The organism is Cellulosilyticum lentocellum DSM 5427, from assembly GCF_000178835.2.
In the GTDB taxonomy this organism is placed as follows: domain Bacteria; phylum Bacillota; class Clostridia; order Lachnospirales; family Cellulosilyticaceae; genus Cellulosilyticum; species Cellulosilyticum lentocellum.
Genome location: NC_015275.1, coordinates 1,349,263 through 1,368,437 on the forward strand (window position 1 = coordinate 1,349,263; position 19,175 = coordinate 1,368,437).

The 19,175-nt window shown below is 31.9% G+C and carries 22 protein-coding genes and 1 tRNA gene; 21 read left to right on the plus strand and 2 right to left on the minus strand.

What is annotated here, in order from left to right; all coding sequences use genetic code 11:
* Window positions 1-414 precede the first annotated feature (414 nt).
* The 20 genes from CLOLE_RS23795 (at window position 415) to CLOLE_RS06180 (ending at window position 14,166) form a co-directional block, all read left to right on the plus strand.
* A complete protein-coding gene (locus CLOLE_RS23795; RefSeq protein ID WP_270049153.1) occupies window positions 415-546 on the plus strand; it encodes a hypothetical protein in 132 nt (43 codons plus the stop codon).
* Between the two features lie 1,004 nt (window positions 547-1,550).
* Window positions 1,551-1,775 (plus strand): hypothetical protein, encoded by a 225-nt coding sequence (locus CLOLE_RS06095; protein ID WP_041712921.1) that lies wholly within the window; start codon window positions 1,551-1,553, stop codon window positions 1,773-1,775.
* Window positions 1,776-2,035: 260 nt separating this feature from the next.
* Window positions 2,036-3,460 carry a hypothetical protein gene (locus CLOLE_RS06100; RefSeq protein ID WP_013656202.1) on the plus strand — a complete coding sequence of 475 codons (1,425 nt, stop codon included), beginning with the start codon at window positions 2,036-2,038 and terminating at the stop codon, window positions 3,458-3,460.
* Window positions 3,461-3,521: 61 nt separating this feature from the next.
* Window positions 3,522-3,887, plus strand: a complete 366-nt coding sequence (locus tag CLOLE_RS06105) for a hypothetical protein (RefSeq protein ID WP_041712922.1) — start codon at window positions 3,522-3,524, stop codon at window positions 3,885-3,887.
* A 45-nt stretch (window positions 3,888-3,932) separates the two neighbouring features.
* Window positions 3,933-4,112 (plus strand): helix-turn-helix domain-containing protein, encoded by a 180-nt coding sequence (locus CLOLE_RS06110; RefSeq protein WP_013656204.1) that lies wholly within the window; start codon window positions 3,933-3,935, stop codon window positions 4,110-4,112.
* Between the two features lie 77 nt (window positions 4,113-4,189).
* Window positions 4,190-4,447: a hypothetical protein gene (locus CLOLE_RS06115; protein WP_013656205.1), complete on the plus strand. Its 258-nt coding sequence runs from the start codon at window positions 4,190-4,192 to the stop codon at window positions 4,445-4,447.
* A 1-nt stretch (window position 4,448) separates the two neighbouring features.
* Complete coding sequence (locus CLOLE_RS22885) at window positions 4,449-4,619, plus strand: hypothetical protein (protein WP_013656206.1); 171 nt, start codon at window positions 4,449-4,451, stop codon at window positions 4,617-4,619.
* 114 nt (window positions 4,620-4,733) lie between these two features.
* Window positions 4,734-5,240: a hypothetical protein gene (locus tag CLOLE_RS06120; protein ID WP_013656207.1), complete on the plus strand. Its 507-nt coding sequence runs from the start codon at window positions 4,734-4,736 to the stop codon at window positions 5,238-5,240.
* Window positions 5,241-5,465 (plus strand): DUF5659 domain-containing protein, encoded by a 225-nt coding sequence (locus CLOLE_RS06125; RefSeq protein ID WP_013656208.1) that lies wholly within the window; start codon window positions 5,241-5,243, stop codon window positions 5,463-5,465.
* Entirely contained in the window at window positions 5,465-5,962 is a 498-nt protein-coding gene (locus CLOLE_RS06130) for a hypothetical protein (protein WP_013656209.1), read from the plus strand. Before CLOLE_RS06125 ends, CLOLE_RS06130 begins: the two co-directional genes overlap by 1 nt.
* A gap of 78 nt (window positions 5,963-6,040) precedes the next feature.
* On the plus strand, window positions 6,041-6,886 hold the full coding sequence (locus tag CLOLE_RS06135; RefSeq protein ID WP_013656210.1) for a hypothetical protein: 846 nt from the start codon (window positions 6,041-6,043) through the stop codon (window positions 6,884-6,886).
* A gap of 58 nt (window positions 6,887-6,944) precedes the next feature.
* A complete protein-coding gene (locus CLOLE_RS06140; protein ID WP_013656211.1) occupies window positions 6,945-7,154 on the plus strand; it encodes a helix-turn-helix domain-containing protein in 210 nt (69 codons plus the stop codon).
* 64 nt (window positions 7,155-7,218) lie between these two features.
* The gene (locus CLOLE_RS06145; RefSeq protein ID WP_013656212.1) at window positions 7,219-7,563 is read left to right on the plus strand and encodes a hypothetical protein; all 345 of its coding nucleotides are present in this window, start codon (window positions 7,219-7,221) and stop codon (window positions 7,561-7,563) included.
* Between the two features lie 2 nt (window positions 7,564-7,565).
* On the plus strand, window positions 7,566-9,122 hold the full coding sequence (locus tag CLOLE_RS06150) for a hypothetical protein (RefSeq protein WP_013656213.1): 1,557 nt from the start codon (window positions 7,566-7,568) through the stop codon (window positions 9,120-9,122).
* 13 nt (window positions 9,123-9,135) lie between these two features.
* Entirely contained in the window at window positions 9,136-10,467 is a 1,332-nt protein-coding gene (locus tag CLOLE_RS06155) for a phage portal protein (RefSeq protein ID WP_013656214.1), read from the plus strand.
* A gap of 575 nt (window positions 10,468-11,042) precedes the next feature.
* A complete protein-coding gene (locus CLOLE_RS06160) occupies window positions 11,043-11,879 on the plus strand; it encodes a hypothetical protein (RefSeq protein ID WP_013656215.1) in 837 nt (278 codons plus the stop codon).
* Window positions 11,880-11,927: 48 nt separating this feature from the next.
* Window positions 11,928-12,137, plus strand: coding sequence for a BhlA/UviB family holin-like peptide (locus CLOLE_RS06165; RefSeq protein ID WP_013656216.1), 210 nt, complete (start codon window positions 11,928-11,930; stop codon window positions 12,135-12,137).
* Window positions 12,138-12,153: 16 nt separating this feature from the next.
* Window positions 12,154-12,507, plus strand: a complete 354-nt coding sequence (locus CLOLE_RS06170) for a hypothetical protein (RefSeq protein ID WP_013656217.1) — start codon at window positions 12,154-12,156, stop codon at window positions 12,505-12,507.
* Window positions 12,501-13,610 (plus strand): InlB B-repeat-containing protein, encoded by a 1,110-nt coding sequence (locus CLOLE_RS06175; RefSeq protein ID WP_162145069.1) that lies wholly within the window; start codon window positions 12,501-12,503, stop codon window positions 13,608-13,610. Before CLOLE_RS06170 ends, CLOLE_RS06175 begins: the two co-directional genes overlap by 7 nt.
* Before the next feature lie 473 nt (window positions 13,611-14,083).
* A tRNA-Leu gene (locus tag CLOLE_RS06180) sits at window positions 14,084-14,166 on the plus strand.
* A gap of 454 nt (window positions 14,167-14,620) precedes the next feature.
* Here CLOLE_RS06180 and CLOLE_RS06185 read toward each other — a convergent pair.
* Both CLOLE_RS06185 and CLOLE_RS06190 read right to left on the minus strand, forming a co-directional pair.
* A complete protein-coding gene (locus CLOLE_RS06185; protein ID WP_013656219.1) occupies window positions 14,621-16,207 on the minus strand; it encodes a transposase in 1,587 nt (528 codons plus the stop codon).
* Between the two features lie 176 nt (window positions 16,208-16,383).
* Window positions 16,384-18,567, minus strand: coding sequence for an S-layer homology domain-containing protein (locus CLOLE_RS06190; RefSeq protein ID WP_013656220.1), 2,184 nt, complete (start codon window positions 18,565-18,567; stop codon window positions 16,384-16,386).
* 396 nt (window positions 18,568-18,963) lie between these two features.
* Here CLOLE_RS06190 and CLOLE_RS22890 point away from each other — a divergent pair, with 396 nt between their 5' ends.
* A complete protein-coding gene (locus CLOLE_RS22890) occupies window positions 18,964-19,110 on the plus strand; it encodes a hypothetical protein (RefSeq protein ID WP_013656221.1) in 147 nt (48 codons plus the stop codon).
* Window positions 19,111-19,175: the final 65 nt, after the last annotated feature.

The window sequence follows — 19,175 nt, forward strand, 5'->3', positions numbered from 1 at the left end:
CATGACTATCAAAGGTTTAAATCTGATATGTGATTTTACTATAATCCACTTCTATGAGAGAAAAAATAAACTTTTTTAATGAATCGTAGATAGAAAATACTCAATCATATGACTATCAAGACTTTAAGGCTAATACCCAAAATAGAGATAATGATAATAAGGGGAAGGCACTATTTTATTTTTATGACGTCATGACTACAATATTTCTATTTTCCATGACTAAATTTTTAATTACATTATCTTAGACCATGATTATCAATGTGTTCAAAAAGTGCTATCTTGAGAGTATATGATATATAAATTTCAATTCTTGGCAACTAAATTTCTGAACACACCATTCAAAACATTGACTATCAAACTCTACAAAAATCTCTATCTTGGGAGTATATGATATATATGAAAAGGGGAAAACAAATGGAACGCAAACACACAACGATAAGACTAGATGATTATGTACTCATCCAGCTAAAGCAGTATTGCTTAGATAACAATATCAGCATACAAAGGCTAGTTGAAGATTACATACTCCATCTATTATACAAGTAAATCTAAACGTTTTTAAGCGTATTTTGACTTGTATTGAATGATATAGCCTTTAGTGTAAAGTTGTAAGGATAAACTATATCGTTGAATACAGGCTAAAATAAGGCAAAAATCATTAAGGAAAATTAAAACGATAAATCTATTGAAATGATTCAAAAATGACGTTTAAAACGAACATCTAATTTTCAAAGCACACTTAAACTCCTTGATTATCAATGCCTTTAAACTGAAAAGAAGTAGGCACTATGAGAGGGAAAAACAAAATCAAGAAAAAGGAAGAAAGCCACTAATACCAAAACATATTGAGTATCAAGGTTTATAGAAGTTTTAATTTGATTTTCGTCCAAAAACCTTATGATAAGATGATAAACGAAGATTAGCTAATTTGTAGATTAATAGGAAATTAACTAAAGTGTTGACTATCAACATATATAATTAGCTTAAAGTCTATTTTCATCCAAAAACCTTATGATAAGAAGAAACTAAAAAATGGATATGAGATGAAAAAAGTTGAACACATTGATGGTCAATGATTATAGTAATTTTAAAATGATTTTCGTCCAAAAACGTTTATGATATAAGATGTGAAATGTAACGATGATTGATTTTTTATATACTATGACTATCAAATCTTGTAGAGATTTAAAAAAAAAGTCATCCAAAAAGCTTATGATATAACTGATGTCTCAATTCACGACGGAATCCCAAAATGGGATTGTGTCTAAAAACTAGAAAACCTTTAAAACAATCAAACTCTTGACTATCAATGATTGTATCAACTAAAAAATAATTTTCATCCAAAAAACTTATGGATATAGACAATGTGAATTTTAGGGAAAACTAAAAATGTAACGATGATTAATTTTTTACAAACCTTGATAGTCAATGGATTGTAGAGTTTAAGAATTATTTTTGTCCAAAAACCTTATGATAGAAAGTATTACATATTCTATTAAATATTTAAACACAGGCATAAGCACTCTATGAATTATAGGGTGCTTATTTGTGTGCTTAAAAGTACGCTAAATCAAAAAAGAAATGGAGAGATTTATATGAGAGAAACTGTAAAGATTACAAATTACAAACAGGCTAGTTATTACATTAAGGAAGGTATTAAACCGATTGACGTATTTTATACAGATAAGATAGTTTTTGTATTTAATACTGAATCAACACAAAAAGTCTGGTCGTTATGGCGAGATCGTAAGACTGATTTTAATGTAGTTAAGTAAAAGGGATACGAATACGTATCACAAATAATTAACTACTCACAAAAGGGATACGAATACGTATCACAAATATTATAAAAGGGATATGAATACGTATCACAACTGAACATTAAGAAGTGTAAAGATACAAAGTGTAAAAAATGTTTAAGAAGTGTAACAGTCGTCACGCTTACGCTAAACGACAAATCCTAATCATAGAAGAAATTTTACTTTTATGATTTAGCTATTATTTTGAAATATTAAACCGAAGGGAAAATGAAATTATGAAAACAATTAATAAGGAAAGATTTATTAATAATACTATTAATGTTAACAATGAAATGCCATTCAATACTAATGTATCTGATAATGATTTACTCATTTATGTACTAGCTAAAAAGAATAAGGGATTTAATATGTGTTCCGTATGTAACATAAATTACTTGTATGATTTAGCAGAATTTAATAATAAGAAATATATCAAACAAATAAAAGACTCTTTATCCAATTTATCTGATTTAGGATATGTTGGACTATATGACTTGCAATATAATGAAATATCTATTGATACAGTAAAACCTAGTGACAATTTCATCATTTATTTTGGTGAAGATGGTTTCGCTAGTGAAAAAAGAGTAGTAAATGGAGAATACTTCCCTACTGAATACTGGTATCTTGATAATGTAATGAATGCAAGTAAAAATGTAAATGCTAGATGTAAGTTTATTAGATACTCATTAATAGTTAGACGATTATTAAACTATGATAGTGAAGTTAATTATATAGCACATAGCTTAGTTGATAAGTTTATTTCTAATAGAGATACAGTATCAAACTACAATAATATCCTATCTGATTTAGGCTTAATTCATTTTAATAATGATTATGTAAGCAAATCAACAGGGAAAAATTCATCTACATATATTGCTTTTAAGCATGAATTAGCTGGTAACAAAGTAACGCTAAGTACATTTAATAAGATACTTAGTGATATAGCCGAAAAAGATGGATTAGTAATTCAATCTAAAGAGGAACAAGGAAACAAGAGGAAGCGTAAAGCTAAAACTACTGATGATGTTGTATCTGATGTTTGGGGTACTACTTTTGAAGATTGTGAGGAAGATGTTTGTGTTGATTTAGTAGAAGAAGTAATGGTTGACGGTAAATCACCTTCCACTTTATCTATTGATTTTGCAAGTCTTTCTTATGCTGAAAAAGTAAACTATATTAATAATGCTACTTGTTTAGCTGACCTTGAAATAATTGATTATGGCTTTGATTTATCTCCTATTTTGCAAGTTACTTATGATAATAAAATTAAGTCTTTTAGTGTTGATATTGCCCCTGTTTCAAGTGATAACATTCAGCTTAACAATTCTGCTACTGATACTGTAGAAGCTAATACAAGTCAAAATACAAGAGAAAACGTAATATATTTAGCTGATGAGGACTTGACGCCTACACTAGAAGAAAAGTGGATGGAAGAAATTAATTTGTTATCTGATGCTTATGTAGAAGTAGAAGAATATCTTGATAAAAAAGGCTTTATTGATGGAATGGGAGATTTAGATATTGCGATTTGGCAAGTACAAGGTGTATATGAAGATGTGTGTGAAATTGCTAATGAAGTATATAGTGCTAAATGTAAAGAAATCGAATATGATAAGGATGAAGTTGAAAATATGATGACTTATTTGAGACAAGCATAACTATTTACTCAACTTGTTAAATTATTCTGAATAATATAGAATAATTTTAGGGGGGAGGTGAATGAATATGGTGAGTTTACACGTTAGAAGTTACAATCAACCAATTTATAAAACTAAAACAGTAGAGTTTAAGTGTTGGGAAAATGTAAATGGTTTTGGAAGTTTCATTTTTAAAAAACCATCTGATGTTGATACATACAACTATGATGAGTTAAAGAATAATGTAAAATCTGTGATAGATATTACAAACAATAACGTAGAGTATTTAAAGGTTGTTTTTCAATGGGAAGAAATCAAATATATTAAAGACTTTATTGAACAAGTAAAAAAAGAAATAGAGAATCAGAATAATGAGTACCTAGAAAATATAAGTATTATTGATGACTATGATGAAGTTATAGCATTTGATATTTCTATAGGGAACTAACCAAAAACATTAGACCTTACTAGAATAAGTATGAAGGGGAATACTATGAAAGTATTAAAGACAAAAGATTTAATGGAAATATTTGGTTTTAGTAGAACTAAAATGTATGAAGTTTTGCAGAAAGGTATTATTCCAGCAACTAAAATAGGTGGCGAATACATAATATCTGAAGAAGTTTTAAATGAATGGTTTAAAAGAAATCAAGGTAAAAAAATTAAGTTATAATAAAAAACATAACTGACCACTTTGCTATATGAGTGGTCTTTTATTATGCAAAAAATTAAAGAAATGGAGTGAAAGCAATGCAAAAAATAACAATTAATAGTTTGTATGATGATTTAGCAAAAGAGACTGACGTTGAGTTAAAGGAAACAATCAAAGACATTATTGAATGGACAGAAACTCAATACAAAAAAGGTAGTGAGATTTACTGGGATGATGACTGGAAGGACTATGTAGCTTTTAAAGATAGTGAGTTTGTGGACTCGTATGCTGGAATGGTTACGCAACAAGACTATTTGTATGAGGAACTAGCTAAAATAATGAAGGGGGATAAATAGCATGAAACTATTTAAAAGTAAAAGACAAAGACAATTAGAATCAATCAGTAATACACTTGATGAAATTGATGAAGGTATTGCAGATTTGCAACAAGATTTAGATGAAATGCAGATGCTGGCTAAAGAGTGCTTAGTCATTTGCAATCGAATCATAGAACAGTTAGAAAGATAAAAAATATGTAGAGTTTGCCTACTAACAGAGATATAAGCAAACACCCACAAGGAGAATGAAATGAGTCCATAAGACAGGTTGTGTCTTAAAAAATAAAAAAGGGGACTGTTTCAAGTGGGATATAATTTTAAAGAAGATTTACAGAAAGCAAAATTTGCAGAGGAAAAATTTATAAGCTGGTGCAAAGATAAAAATGTAAAGTATGAAGATGTAAGACTTGAGAAACATTATCAAGATTTAGATGTTGATGTGGTTATTTATAAAGATGATAAGCCAGTCAATATTGAAATAAAATCGGATGATGGCATTGCAAAGTATAGCAACAACATTACAATCGAATTGATTAGCAATATGCAGTATAGCACAGAAGGTTGGTGGGTTAAAACTACTAAAGAAGGTGGTAGTAAGTGGTTGCTATTCTACTCACCTCAACGCAATCTCTTTTATAAGATTAAGACAGATGATTTAAAACAATACATAAAAGAACGTGGGTTTTTGAGAAAGTTAGAAATGTTCAATTCGTGGTGTGGACTAATAAATTTGAATAGTTTTTGTAGGTGGAAGGGTATCGAATTAGATAGCCTTATTTTTATGCAACAAAATAAAGAAAGGGTGGCTTAAATGAAGATAGTTACAAGCTTGAATATAATAGCATGGTTAAAATCGCATGATATTGAAGTTGAAGAAAAATATAAAGATGATTTTTATTATGCACAAGTTGAACAAACACAAGAAGTTAAGGAGTTAATGAATAGATACTATGACAACGAGGAACTTCATCTATTCTTAAATCAATTTAAAAATATCAAAAAGAATAAAGCAAATAGAAAAAGGGGTGTTATGTAATGAAATTAGAAGAATTACAAGGCTTTAGTGAGGAACAATTAGAACAAATAAAGAAAGTTATTCAAAGTGAAACAGATAGAGTGAGAACTGACTACACGCAACAACTTAAAGATTTAGAACCATATAAGCCTAAAGAAAAGTCACAGGCTGAATTAGATATTGAAGCTAGATTAAAGGCTATAGAGGACAGGGAAAAGGCTATTGCAACAAAAGAAGCAGATGAACAATTTACAACTAAGTTTAAAGAAAAGGGTTTACCTTCTCAACTTGCTAAGTATTTTAAGCAAGGGGTTGAAGATGTAGAAACTTATCTAGATGAGGTTAGTAATGTGTTTAATGAATTGCAGTTGAATACTACTTTTAAGCCATCTGCTGAACATAAAAGTAGTAAGGATGTTATTACTAAAGACCAATTTAAGGCAATGGGATATAGTGACCGTGTGAAGTTAATGGAAACTAATAGACCTTTATACGACAAATTATCAAGTCAACAATAAACTATTCTCATTTGAGTTTAGTATAAAAATTAAAATTTAACGGTTATGCTACCTAGAAGGCAAGAAAGGAAAAATAATATGGCAAATACATTATTACAATCAGACGTAATCACAAGAATGATTAATGAAGCAATGACAGGTAAAGAAAAATTAATGGGGTTAGCTAGTGACTTAGGAAATCTTCCTAATGGAGTACACGCTGGAAATACTTTTACTATTGTAAAATATCAACACTTAGGAGAAATGGTTGACCTTGCTAAAGGGGACACTATTGCAATTGAGGATTTAGTAGCAACAGAATCACAAGAAACAATTGAACACAAAGCTAAAGGTTTTACAATTTTCGACATTGAGAAAGAAACAACTATTGGGGGGAAATCTTTACTTGATAACAAAATTAGTGACATGGCAGATATTCGTATCAGGGCAATAGAAAAATCCTTAGGTAATAAAATGGCTAAAGCCCCACTTAAATATGCAGTTGCTAGTGCTACAGAAGTGACCGAAGATGAAATTAACAATGCCTTACAACAAGCGTTTGGAGATGACCAAGATTATGATACTTTCGCTGGTATTGTAGTAAATAGTAAAGTAGCTACTGGCTTCTATACAATGAATGGTTTCGTATCTGCGGATTTGACTCACACTCAAGGGGGCAATGGTATTGTTAAGGGTGGAATAATTGGAAAATTCAGAGGTATAGATGTAATCATGAGTGATGTAACTACATACGATACAACTAAAAATGAAGCGCTTTCATTCATTGTTAAAAAGGATGCTATCGGCTACAAAATTCAAGCTGGTGAAGTTGAAGTAGCACGTTCAGCAAACAAGAAAGCAGATGAAGTATATGATGACATCATGTTTTTAACTGGCGTAATTTCAGAAGCTGGCGTTTGTGTACTTAGAAAGACAATCGCATAATCAAAAAATACTAAGGGGGGTATAGTGACACCCTCCTTTTTTTTATGAGGTGAAAACAATGAATATGCAACAATTAGCAGAGTATCGCATTAGATGTGAGATTACAATGTCAGCATTAGCAAAAGCGTTAGGTATGCCACGACAACAACTTAATAATACAGAAAAGGGTAACGGTAGAAATCAATACGCAAGTTGCGAGTTTAAAGAGAAGTATATAAATGCAATAAATAAAATCATGATGGAACGTATGGAAAAGGAAGCACATTAATTTTTGTTGTGTTTCCTATTTTTCATATGAGATAGAACAATAATTAATGAATGGAGAGAAGAAGATGACTAAACAAGAAAAATTAAAGCTATTTACAAAATGGTACTTGAAATTCCCTCATACCGAGGAAAGCTATAAGAAGAACATATCAGACCAAAGAATGTTAGATTTTAAGTTTGATGATGTAATGAATTTAAAGTATGAAGTTGAAGTACAAGAAGCAGTAAAGAATACGGTTAAAGCAAATCATCTTTATGACTTAGTAGAAATCTACTCTAGTATGAAACAGAAGGCATTGGATGGAGATGTGCAATCAGCTAAATTTATCATGGACTTTTGTAAGTCAGACTTATTCAAAGAAAATGAGAGTGAAATTAGTAAACTTCTAGCTAATTTAAAAGGTGAGTAAGTATGACTAAACAGGATGAATTATTCTTAAAAATATGGAACAATCCCTATTTATTTTGCAAAAACTTCATCAAAATCATAGACAAGCAAGGTAAGGAAATCCCTTTCGTTTGGAATACACCTCAAAAGTATTTATATGATAATTTGGATAAATTTAATGTTATAGGGAAAAGCAGACAAGGTGGTATAAGCACATGGGCATTATCTTTGATGATTTGGAAAGCAGTAACCGTTACTCAAAGTACATCTGTATTGTATAGCCATAATGATGAGAGTACATCAACAAATTTCCTTAAGTTAAAATCAATGTTTAATAGTTTGCCCGAAGCTATAAAGCCACCTCAAGAAAGAAATAACCGTCAGCAAATACTATTAGCTAATGGCAGCAGTATTTCATGTTATTGTTTAGGTCGCAAGGAAAAGGGGAGAGGTAGCACGATAAATGGATATATTCATATTACGGAACTTGCCTTTGTTGATAATGAGATAGCTACTAAGCAATTAAATGCTATTGAACAATCATTAGCTAGTGCTGGAACACTAATTATAGAATCAACATCAAACGGTAACTCCTTACATTCTGAATTGTATCTTAAAGCAAAGGACAAGCAGAACGCTTATCGCAATTTTTTCTTTTCATACCCCGATTTTAAGGAAATGTTTAAAGATGACTATAAAAACTTCCAAAAGATATTCAAAAACTTAAATGGACATAAATTCGGTGAAGCTGATCTAACAGATGAAGAACGTGAGTTAATAAAACAAGATAAACGTATTGATTATGATGTTTTATGTTGGAGAAGGGCAAAGATTGGAAATGGTGGACTTGAACAATTTCAACAGGAATATCCCCTCTCGTTTTCGGAATCACTCATTTCAACTAACACCACAGTTTTTGATAAGCAATGTATCATGAATCAGCGTGAAAGGATAAAGCAAGTCAAAACTTTAATGCCAGTAGTACATAACGTACTTCAACCTTATTTGAAGAATAAACAGTTGCAAATATATGAACTACCTATCGAGGGTGATAGATATATTATATCGTGTGACTGTTCGGAAGGTATTGGGAAGGATTATCACGTTGCTACTGTTTGGAACTATGAGAGTAAGAAACAAGTGTGTGCGTTCAGAAATAATAAAATACGTCCCGATCAATTTGCTGAAATTATAAATTACTTAGGCAGATACTATAATAACTCTTACGCAATCGTAGAACTTGCATCGGGAGGTCATGTGGTTTGTGAAAAGCTATATCGAACATATCACTACTATAATTTTCACAGACATAAGACTTACGATATGCACGGGAAAGAAATCAAGAAGTTAGGATATGATACAAACGCCAAGACTAAAAGCCTTTGTATAAGTGCATTAAGGGAAATGTTTGAAAGTAATATTATTCAAGTTAATAGTGAGATTATACTTGATGAGATGTTGACCTATACCTTTGAAAATGGAAAGTATGGTGCTAAAAATGGTTTTCATGATGATACGGTTATGTCATGTGCTATAGCGTGTGAAGTAATGAAAACGCAAGTTAAATTTAAAGTAATGTAAAGGATGTGATAGAGTGCAAACACTAGAACAATATATAAATGATAAGTATGAGGGAAATCCTACATGGTTTGAACAGGAAGTAAACCAATCAGATCAGATGGCAAGGGTTAGTAGCGTACTGAATAATAAAGATTATCTTAATATGATACATAGGGTATTAAATAGAAAGGATTTTACTTTCAAGGGTGAGACTTTTGAAGTAAGGAAAACTATATTTCAAACGGTTAAATCATTCATTAATTTCTTTAATGGTTATATCCTAAGCAATCCCATTTCTCTAGGTGGCAATGATGAAGAAATGGTTAAAGAATTTAATACAGTTTATCGTAAAGCTAAGTATCATAAGCTTAACTTTAACCTACTTGATAGCTTACTTAAATATGGTTGTGCTTATGAATTTGTTTATTATGATGGTAGCAATATCAAAAGTAAAATAATTAATGGTGAGGATGGCTACCCAGTATATAGTGAAGATACAGACGAGTATATAGGCTTTATTGAAAGCTATACGAGTGCTAGTAATAATGTAACTTACTATAATGTATATTGGGGCGACAGGGTGGAGTGCTGGACTAATGAAGGTACATATATTCATAAGGTAGGTCAATATACAAGTTTTGGTCTACCTATTAAATATGAGAATATAGAGATTGATAAAGTAGAATCTATGCTAGAAGATATTAAGCCTATAATGGATGAATTTGAACTATTCATGTCAAAGTTTGGGGATAGTATAGAAACCAATTCAATCAATCCTATATTGACACAAACTGGTACTATGCTTGAAGCACCTAAAGGCATTGATGTAAATGCGAATGGCTATGTACTTAACCTTGAAGAAGGTGGGGAAATGAAGTATGTATCAGCACAGTTAGATTTAAATAGTATTAAATTTTATGTTCACCAGTTACAACAACAATTATGTGATATTAGTTGCGTACCTTCTATACTTTACGGTCAAGGAGATGTAGCTAATATTAGTGAGACAAGTATAAAGCTTTTATATGGTAAGTCACATAGTAAAGCTAACTGGTACAAGTACATACTTGAGGATGGCTTTGAAGAAAGACATGAGATAATTAAAACTATATTAGCTAAGAAGGGTAAAAAGTATAGTGCAGATAGTTATATAGATATTACATTCAATTACAATATTCCTATGTCAGATAAGGATGTTATTGAAAATCTAAGTAAGCAGTATCAAGATGGTTGTATTGATAAGCAGACGTATATTGAGAAGTCACCTTTAACAAATGATAGTCAGCAAGTATTAGCAAGATTAGGTAAAGAAAAAGTAGCTGATAATGTACAGAGTGTTGTTTCACCGGAACAGGGGAATCAATAAATATATAAGCATCATCAGAGTTGACGAACGTGTAATTATAAAGGTGGATGGAATATCGTCTACCTTTAAATAGTAAGTATATGTTATTAATAGGGGTTATTAATATATAGCAACTAAATAACTACACGATGGAATCTATAGATATTCGGCTGTTACCCTTTCACTCATACATGTTCAGATGATTATTGACTATCAATTAGTACAGATATACTTGTGTGAAGAATGTAGTATTTGTCACACAATATTATACATGATGGGGAAATGGTCATATAGATGAATAAATATAACATTTTGTGTTGATTATGCGGTATCTTACAATAAAATCAATGTTTTAAAAGATTTATTCACATAATATAATGCATCAAACTGTTGATTATCAATAGATTGTGTTGAAGTGGTAAATTATGTTACTATGCACTAAACTATGCTTATGTGCAATGTATAAAAACAACATAAAATATCATTACCCCTACTTGACATATGACTAAATATCTATCCCTTTCACTACCCACAGAAAATATAATACACTAAGCCTATAATTGTAGTATAGTTTATAATAGATGGGGGGTATAATAATGATAAATATTAAGGGGAAAGAATATAAATTAGCGTTTGTTGACACTTGTATTCTAAGTCAAATGGTAAGGGATGATAAGTTTTGCCTAGAGGTATTAAATAAATCTGTTGAAGAAAAATGGATATTTTGTGTATCTATGTACAATCTTGTAGAACTAAAACAATGCAATAACGATGAAAAGTTAAATAGATTTATAGAAATTTTTGATAATATACCAAATGTGTTTATTATTAAATCACATGTAGCAGTAATAAAAGAAGAAGTAGACAGTTATATTAAGGGATTCAAACAAGAACAAATTTTACAGGTGAAAATTGGTTCAACTAGTAGTGTGAAACTCAAAGAAGTGCTTTTTGAGTTTAAGGAATTTAATGATTTTGAAAAAGAATTTATGTCTACTAGAGAAGATACCTTGAATATTATTCAGACAAACTTAAAAGATAGTAAGTATAATCCTACAAATCCTACGGAGATAAAAAATTTTGTTATTAATGGTACATTAACACAACTCAGCTTAAGACATCCTACTTTTTTAAAAAATAGAATATCGTTTATTAAGAAACATAATTTAATTACAAAAGAACGAATAGAAGATAAATTTCCTTCGCTTAAATTAATGCATTATATAATGTACTATAAATTCTTAACTAATAGGAATATGGAATTATCTGATGTTGGAGATTTGGTAATGGTAGCACCTATTCCTTATATGGATATAGTATTAATAGAAAAACAACAAGCAGAATTTTTAAGGCAGATAGGAAGTAAAATGAAAGAAATTAAGAAACTAGAGATATATAAAATGAATGATAAAAACTTAATAAAGGTTCAATGAGATGCTTTAACAAGCATCTTTTTTTATTTATAGGAAGAAGGTGATAGTATGGATATAATGGCAATTTTAACAACAGTATTTTCAGAATATGGATTAATCGCAACTTTGTTTACAGGAATGTTGGTATGGGTACTTAAAACTAATAATGACAGAGAACAGAGATACATAACAACTATAGATAATCTTACAACTAACGTATCAAACAAAATTAATGTAATTGAGGATGACATATCAGAAATTAAAGAATTAATGAAATAGAAAGGCTGGTGATAGAATGACAGTATATAATAGATTGCTATTAGAACTAAGCAATAGACAATACTTTGCTGAAGTAGAATACAATCAGCTTTTAATCGAAAATGGTTTAGCTGGAACTGATACATATGATAAAGCTACTATGCAACGTAAGTTATTACTAACTGTATTAGACATATTGAGAATGTTAGGTAATGATACAGACAATCTACAAAAGTTAGCAGATGGAGAAACAGGCTTTACAACAAGTCAGCTATATAGTCAGCTTGAAAAGAGAATAGCAAAAGTAGAAAAGCAAATAGCAGAAATTCCATTGGATTCTAACGAACAGTATAGCGACGTATATATGCTTTTTACTAGAAAGAGGTGTTAGATAATATGATTAATGCCACTAATCAAAGGCTATTTCAAAATCAACTTAGGTTATACGGTGAGGAAATAAGCATAAAAGGAACGCCATATAAAGCTATTGTCAGAAAGCAAGAAAGCAATATCATATTGCCTTTTGAAGTGAATTTAGCATTGTATGACGTTTTTATATATGATGGTATGCAATTTATCACTACAGAGGTAAAGACTGTAAATAACGTGTATAATGTCTTTAAATATCAAAGATTATGTCATACTTTAAATGTAAAGACTAACAATGGTGTTATATATATTCCTTGTATTCCACATGATAGCAAAAGTGTTATAGCTGATGGAATAAGTATAAGCACTTTATCATCTTCATTAGAAGTAAGGGTGCAAGATAACGAGATCAATAGATTAATAACGACTAATTTTAGATTTTTCGTTTATGACTACGTTTGGAGAGTTAAAACAGTATCAAGGCAAGAAGATGGTATTTTGATTTACTATTGTGACTTAGATACTATTACTACTGATGATGATAAAAATAATCATGTAGCTAGTGATGTGCTGGAAGTACATACATACTATAATTTAACTATTCAGCCTAGCCAAAATGGAACGGTCACATCTAATGTAATAGGTAAACTATTAGCCGATACAAGCGTTACATTAACTATAATGCCCAATGATGGCTACGAAATAGATACACTAACTATAAATGAAGTGCCTTGTACGGTAGAAGGCAGTACATATAGTTTTACATTAACACAAGATACTATTGTAGTTTGTACCTTTAAAGAGGTAGTACAAGCACTTGTGACTTTTGATGCAGTAGCTGATATTTATTTTGATGTTGTAGATAGTACGACATATTCATTAGTGCAAGGTGATACTGGAACACTTACAATAACTAAATATGTAGATAATGTTGCGACAAGTGAAGTTTTAAATATTGCTAGAACTGACAGTATAACAAGCACTTATTGTACAACAAGTATTAGCGATAATACTATTACAGTTAAAAATGTAAAGAGGTATACAACTGAAGATGTGACGTTTAGCATTAGTGATGATGAAGGAAATAGTATAATTTACAAAGTGAAATTAAAGGGTGCTTTTTAAAATAAAAAAAGGGTGTCAGATTAAAAATCCCTCACCCTTATCATCACATACACGAATAGATTAAGTCATTGGTTATACAAGTATAACTTATGCTTTCTCTATCGTATATATGACTGTTTTAAAGATATAATTAAGCTTTATTTTATGATATGAAATCTTTCGTATATCGTTGGTACATTATTGGTACATAAAAAAACACCCACTTTGTGAGGGTGTATATCACATACGAAATATAATAACCATATAATTTGCCAACTACGTTAGGATTATATGATTTTTATTTTTCATATATGCTATTTTTACATAATTACTATTAATTTATTTTATATGGAGGAATAGGTGGATAACTTATTCCTTTTTTGTGATATTGACGTATAACTTTATATGTGATAGTATTTCAGTAATCTAGCGCTATATTTAGTGAAAAATCTAGCGCTGAAACCTTAGATGTATTGAATATCAACGGATAAAAAGCAGAGATGGCGGAATGGCAGACGCGCTAGATTCAGGTTCTAGTGCCCGCAAGGGCGTGGGGGTTCGAGTCCCCTTCTCTGTACGTAATCTCAATGTTTTTCAAATTCTTACATAGGAAAGCCCCTCTAGCGTGCTTATTAGCATGTTTTTAGAGGGGCCTTGTTATTTTATGCGAGGACTTTCAGTTCAGTTTGAAGTTTGAACCGCCTCCTGTCAAATAGTCTGGTGAAACCATAAAAACTTTTACATCTTCATCCATAGTTTGTGGTTGGAGATATTTTGATGATACGTCTTTTCGTAAATACACTTTATACTCTGAAGATGAGGATAGTCTCTAATCAGATGCAATTATTTATTTGTTGTAATGCCTACAAAAAAAGGGGCTGTAAAAAAACAGCCTCGAAACAAGGAGCAGGTCGCCTGTAGCGACCTGCTCCTTGTTTTTTAATAGATTTATTATCATTATCACAAAATTAGAAGTCACTTATTAAGCCTATGGTTTTATAGGCTTTAAATGATGATATTATATCCGTTTTTTATGCAACTATGGATGTCCGATGTTTCTTGTTATGATACTTATAGAGGTTGTATCCACAAGAAATTAACGTGAATTCTAAAAGGACAGCTTTTTCTCCTCGCCGAAATAATCTTTTATAAGATCTATCCCACTTAATTATCCCAAATGTCCCCTCTGATTGAATACTTCTGTTCATACACAATAAGGCACCATGAATTGATTCTAGATTATTTATTACTTCCTTATGTATTTCTGTTAATTCTCGATTAAGGCGTACTGTTCTATTTCCATGTGATCTTTTGCAACATTCACTACGATATGGACATCCTGCACAGTCTTCACATTCATATATTTCTTCTGTTCTACCATATTGATTTTTATATATATGCCTATCACATTTATATATAAACTTTTTATTATTAGGACAGATCAGGTTTCCTTGTTCATCTCTTTTGAAATTTACTGCACGATATGGATCATAATGATATTTTTCATTCTTAGTTTCCCTCTCAAACATAGTAAATTTCATATATTTTTCCATGCCATGTTCCTCACAATAAAGATAATTATTATAAGAACCATATCCTGCGTCAGCAACAGGATACGTTGGATAATGACCATAAGTAGCATTAAACTTTTCCATTAAAGGTTGAAAACATTCCATGTCTGAAGCATAAGGTTTTGCGTCTATTACAGCTATATATTCATCACATATGGAAGCCTGCATGTTGTAAGCAGGAAGGAGCTGGTCATTTCCCATATAATCACGTTTGATTCTCATAAAAGTTGCATCGTGATCAGTTTTTGAATAACTATTTCTTCGCTCACCACATACTTCGAGGTGCTTTGCATATTTCTTGAGGCGTTCTAGATACCCCTGCATTTCCTGATACTGTTTTTGATGGATACTTTTCTTATGCCCCGCTCCGGAAACAAATTTTGAAACCTCTAGATTTATTGCCTTCTGATAATTTTCAAGCAATGCCTCAACGTAATCAATCGCATATTCATCTCTTTTTTCTAACTTCACATTAAGAAAACTAAGAACCTCTGAATTCATTGTATCGATGAGTAATGAGATCTTTTCGAACACTTTGTTTCTATTTTTGATGCAAGATTTCTTCCATACCCAGGTATAGCGATTAGCATTAGCTTCGATCTTTGTTCCATCGATGTAAGTGTGATGTAAATCCACATGCTCTTGATCAAAAATATAAGAATTGATATCAATGAAGATTTGTTCAATTGAAGTCGTTAATTCATTACGAATAAAGTTGCCGAAAGTAGCAAAAGATGGAGCTTTCATTCCGTCAAGAAGATACATATATCTGATGTCTGTACGGCAGAGTTTTTCAATATTTCTTAAAGAACTAATGCCATGCTCCATAAAAGTGAAAAGTATAATCTTAAGCATTTTATCTGAATCACATCTTGGACGACCTGTTTTGCAGTCCTTCTCTACAAAATATCGTGTTAGGTCAATGTGATCCATTACTTCGCATAAAGTATATACTGGATCTGAAATATCAATTATTTTTTCGATATCCAATGGTAATTTTAGCTGTCTTGGTGTAAAATTATCATTGGTATTTTTGTTTAGTAGCATAAATAAATTATACCAAAAAAATCGCTGAAGTCTTACGACCTCAGCGATTTTTTCGTTAGGGGAGTTTTTTTACATCCCCTAAAAGTTTTGTTTGACCTAAAAGTGATTTTAAGTCACTGTTTCTGTTAACAGATGAGAAGTTTTTAATAAGCTAAGTAAATTAGAATTTAGGTTGTTTAAGATGAATGCTTTTTATTTACATACTCTTTATAATAAGCCATGAGAATGGTAGCAGCTTCTGCTCTTGTAACATTGTCATTAGGTGCAAGCAGCCCATTGCCTTTACCTATTATAATACCTTTTTCCACTGCCCATGCCATGGCTTCTTTCGCATAATCGTTAATTTTATTGGCATCATTAAAGCCTACTAACGTAGCATTTGCTTTTGGTGAGCCGCAGTACCTCCAAAACATGGTCACAAATTGCTCTCTTGATACATTACCACTTGGGTTGCTAGCGTCTGAGATTTCACTTTTCATTGCCCAAGCACGTGCATCCTCAAATACATTAATTCCGGATAACTCCTCACCTTCTAAACGGCCTATTACGGTCCAAACCATAGCTCTTGTCATTAATTGTTTAGGTGCGAAGCTATTTTCACTGTTTCCTGCAAAGAGTTTCTTTTCATTTACAAACTTCACAGCTTCATAATACCAATTTGTTTCTACAACATCGTTAAAGGTATTTACCCATGTTACAGGTTGTTCATCTGTAGGAGGTACAACAGGTTCCTGTTGACTTTTCTTAAAAGTGGTTTCTATGGTTACCTTACCGCTAGGCATCTTAAAGGAATAGGTGCCATCTGCATTTTTAGTCACTTCAATGATGTTGCCTTTTTCATCCTTTACTACTAGTGTATCTATTTCATAGCCTGCTTCTGCCTTGGGGGTCAATTTTACTATTTCACCTGCAGCCGCTTTTTCTTTATCTAATACCAACTGCCCATGTTCTGTTTTAGAAGTATCAGTAGTGACTGTATAGATAGGTGTATAGGTACTACCGCCTCCGCCTGAAGAAGAACCCCCACTGCTAACAGACTTAAAGGTTACTTCAATGGTATGATTTGCTTGTACATTACTAAAGGTATAGTTTGAAAGAGCACCTTTGCTTACATTATCCACCTTAACATCAGAAATAACATAGCCACGTTTTGGTGTAAAGATATAGCTTTGATTGTCTCCTTGATTAACTACTGTAGCCCCAACTGCATTCCCAGCTGGTGAAGAAATACTTCCTCCTGCACCTGCTGTTGCTGTAATCGTATAGGTAGGCTTTGGTATCACACTAAAGGTTACTGTAATGGTGTGGTCTTCTTGTACATTATCAAAGGTATAGCTTGAGATAGCACCTTTACTTACATTATCCACCATTACCTCTGAGATAACATAGCCACTGTTTGGTGTAATGTTATAGGTTTGAATGGCTCCTTTGCTAACTACTGTAGGCTCAGCTGGATTTCCAACTGCTATAATACTTCCTCCTACACCTGCTGTTGCTGTAATCGTATACTTTCTTCTCCATTTAGCTGGTGACTTAGCTGCTTCTATTAACTCACCCCAGTTATCAAAAGAGCCGATAGCTCCTTCATAAAGTTCTACATTAGGGTCAATTACAATAGTCTTTGCCTTAATTGCTCTTGCATTTACTCCATTGGACGTTGTTACTACTTCCCCATCACCACGGGTCGAAATAGTTAATGTACCTTTCAAAGCCTGAAGTCCAGCACCTGTACCTCCTGTGGCATTGAGCTTAACCTGATCCCCTATCTCAAGGGCATCTGTCAAGTCTGCAAAAAAGCCAAAACTTCCTCCATTCACCGTTAGACTTCCATTCCCACTAACAGTAACACGTTTGTTGTTATAGATGGCAATAGCAGTTGTGGGAGCTGTCACCTCGTTATTTCCCTTTATAACAAGGTTTAAATTCATAACCTTATCGTTACCACTGCTTTTTCCTATCATTACAGCATCCCCACTTTTTGATGTAATGTTGGCACCGCTAAGGATTAAGGTATAGGTAGGGAGTCCTCCCTGATCAGCATCTTTTTTAACCGCCCAGTTCCATCCTGAATTAGGTAATGTGTCAGTATTTGCGGCAGTTTCTGTAATGGTCAGTCCGTCTGACGAGGTTGTTCCAAAAGTATAGCAGCTAGATGTAGTGGTAGGCATGGTGACTAATAAGTGTCCACCTACCCCATAATTAAAGCCAATATTGTCACTAAGTTCCGCAGCTTGTCCATCCCATGTTCCATACCAACTTCCATTCCATGATCCAGTCCATGCCGCAAAGGTAAGCTGGGCTGGCAGCAAGGTACACACCATACATAGCGTGAGAAATACACTAAAAATACGTTTTCTCATTTCTTAATCCTCCTTGGTATCTTTTCCATAAATTTAATTTAGGTAATTCAATTATGTATGTGGTTTTGTAGAGCCACTTCAGCAAACGATTCAAAGATATTTCATCCTATGGTTACTGTGCATCCCATTGCCCTAAGAAATAAAGGATATATCGATGATAAGCTTGCTCTAAATCGTTTTTTCATAATCATATTCCTCCTTTACGAATTTTTGCTTCACATAAAGATATTGCTTCACATCTTCAAGTTATCATAAATTTGTCGCAAAAACCGACCGATGCATGAAACATGATTTTTTCGATACGAATCATAGTTTAGAGAACTCAATTTTTATATCATACTTATATTGGGAAAATAGTGGAATGGAGAGAGATATTGAACAGAGAGGAAAAGTAACATGCTTAGTGGTACAAGACACGTGTTAAAAGTAATAGAGAGATGGTATCAGTGGTTTGCAATACTAACTATTGTAAGTGTATTTAGTCCAGAAGATGCAGAGGTTACGATGAGGGTGATTATTTATTTCTTTATTTTTAATTTGTAGCCATAGCTACGTAATTTGATGTTGCTTTTAGATATAATACAGTTATCAGCAGCGAAGAAATGGCT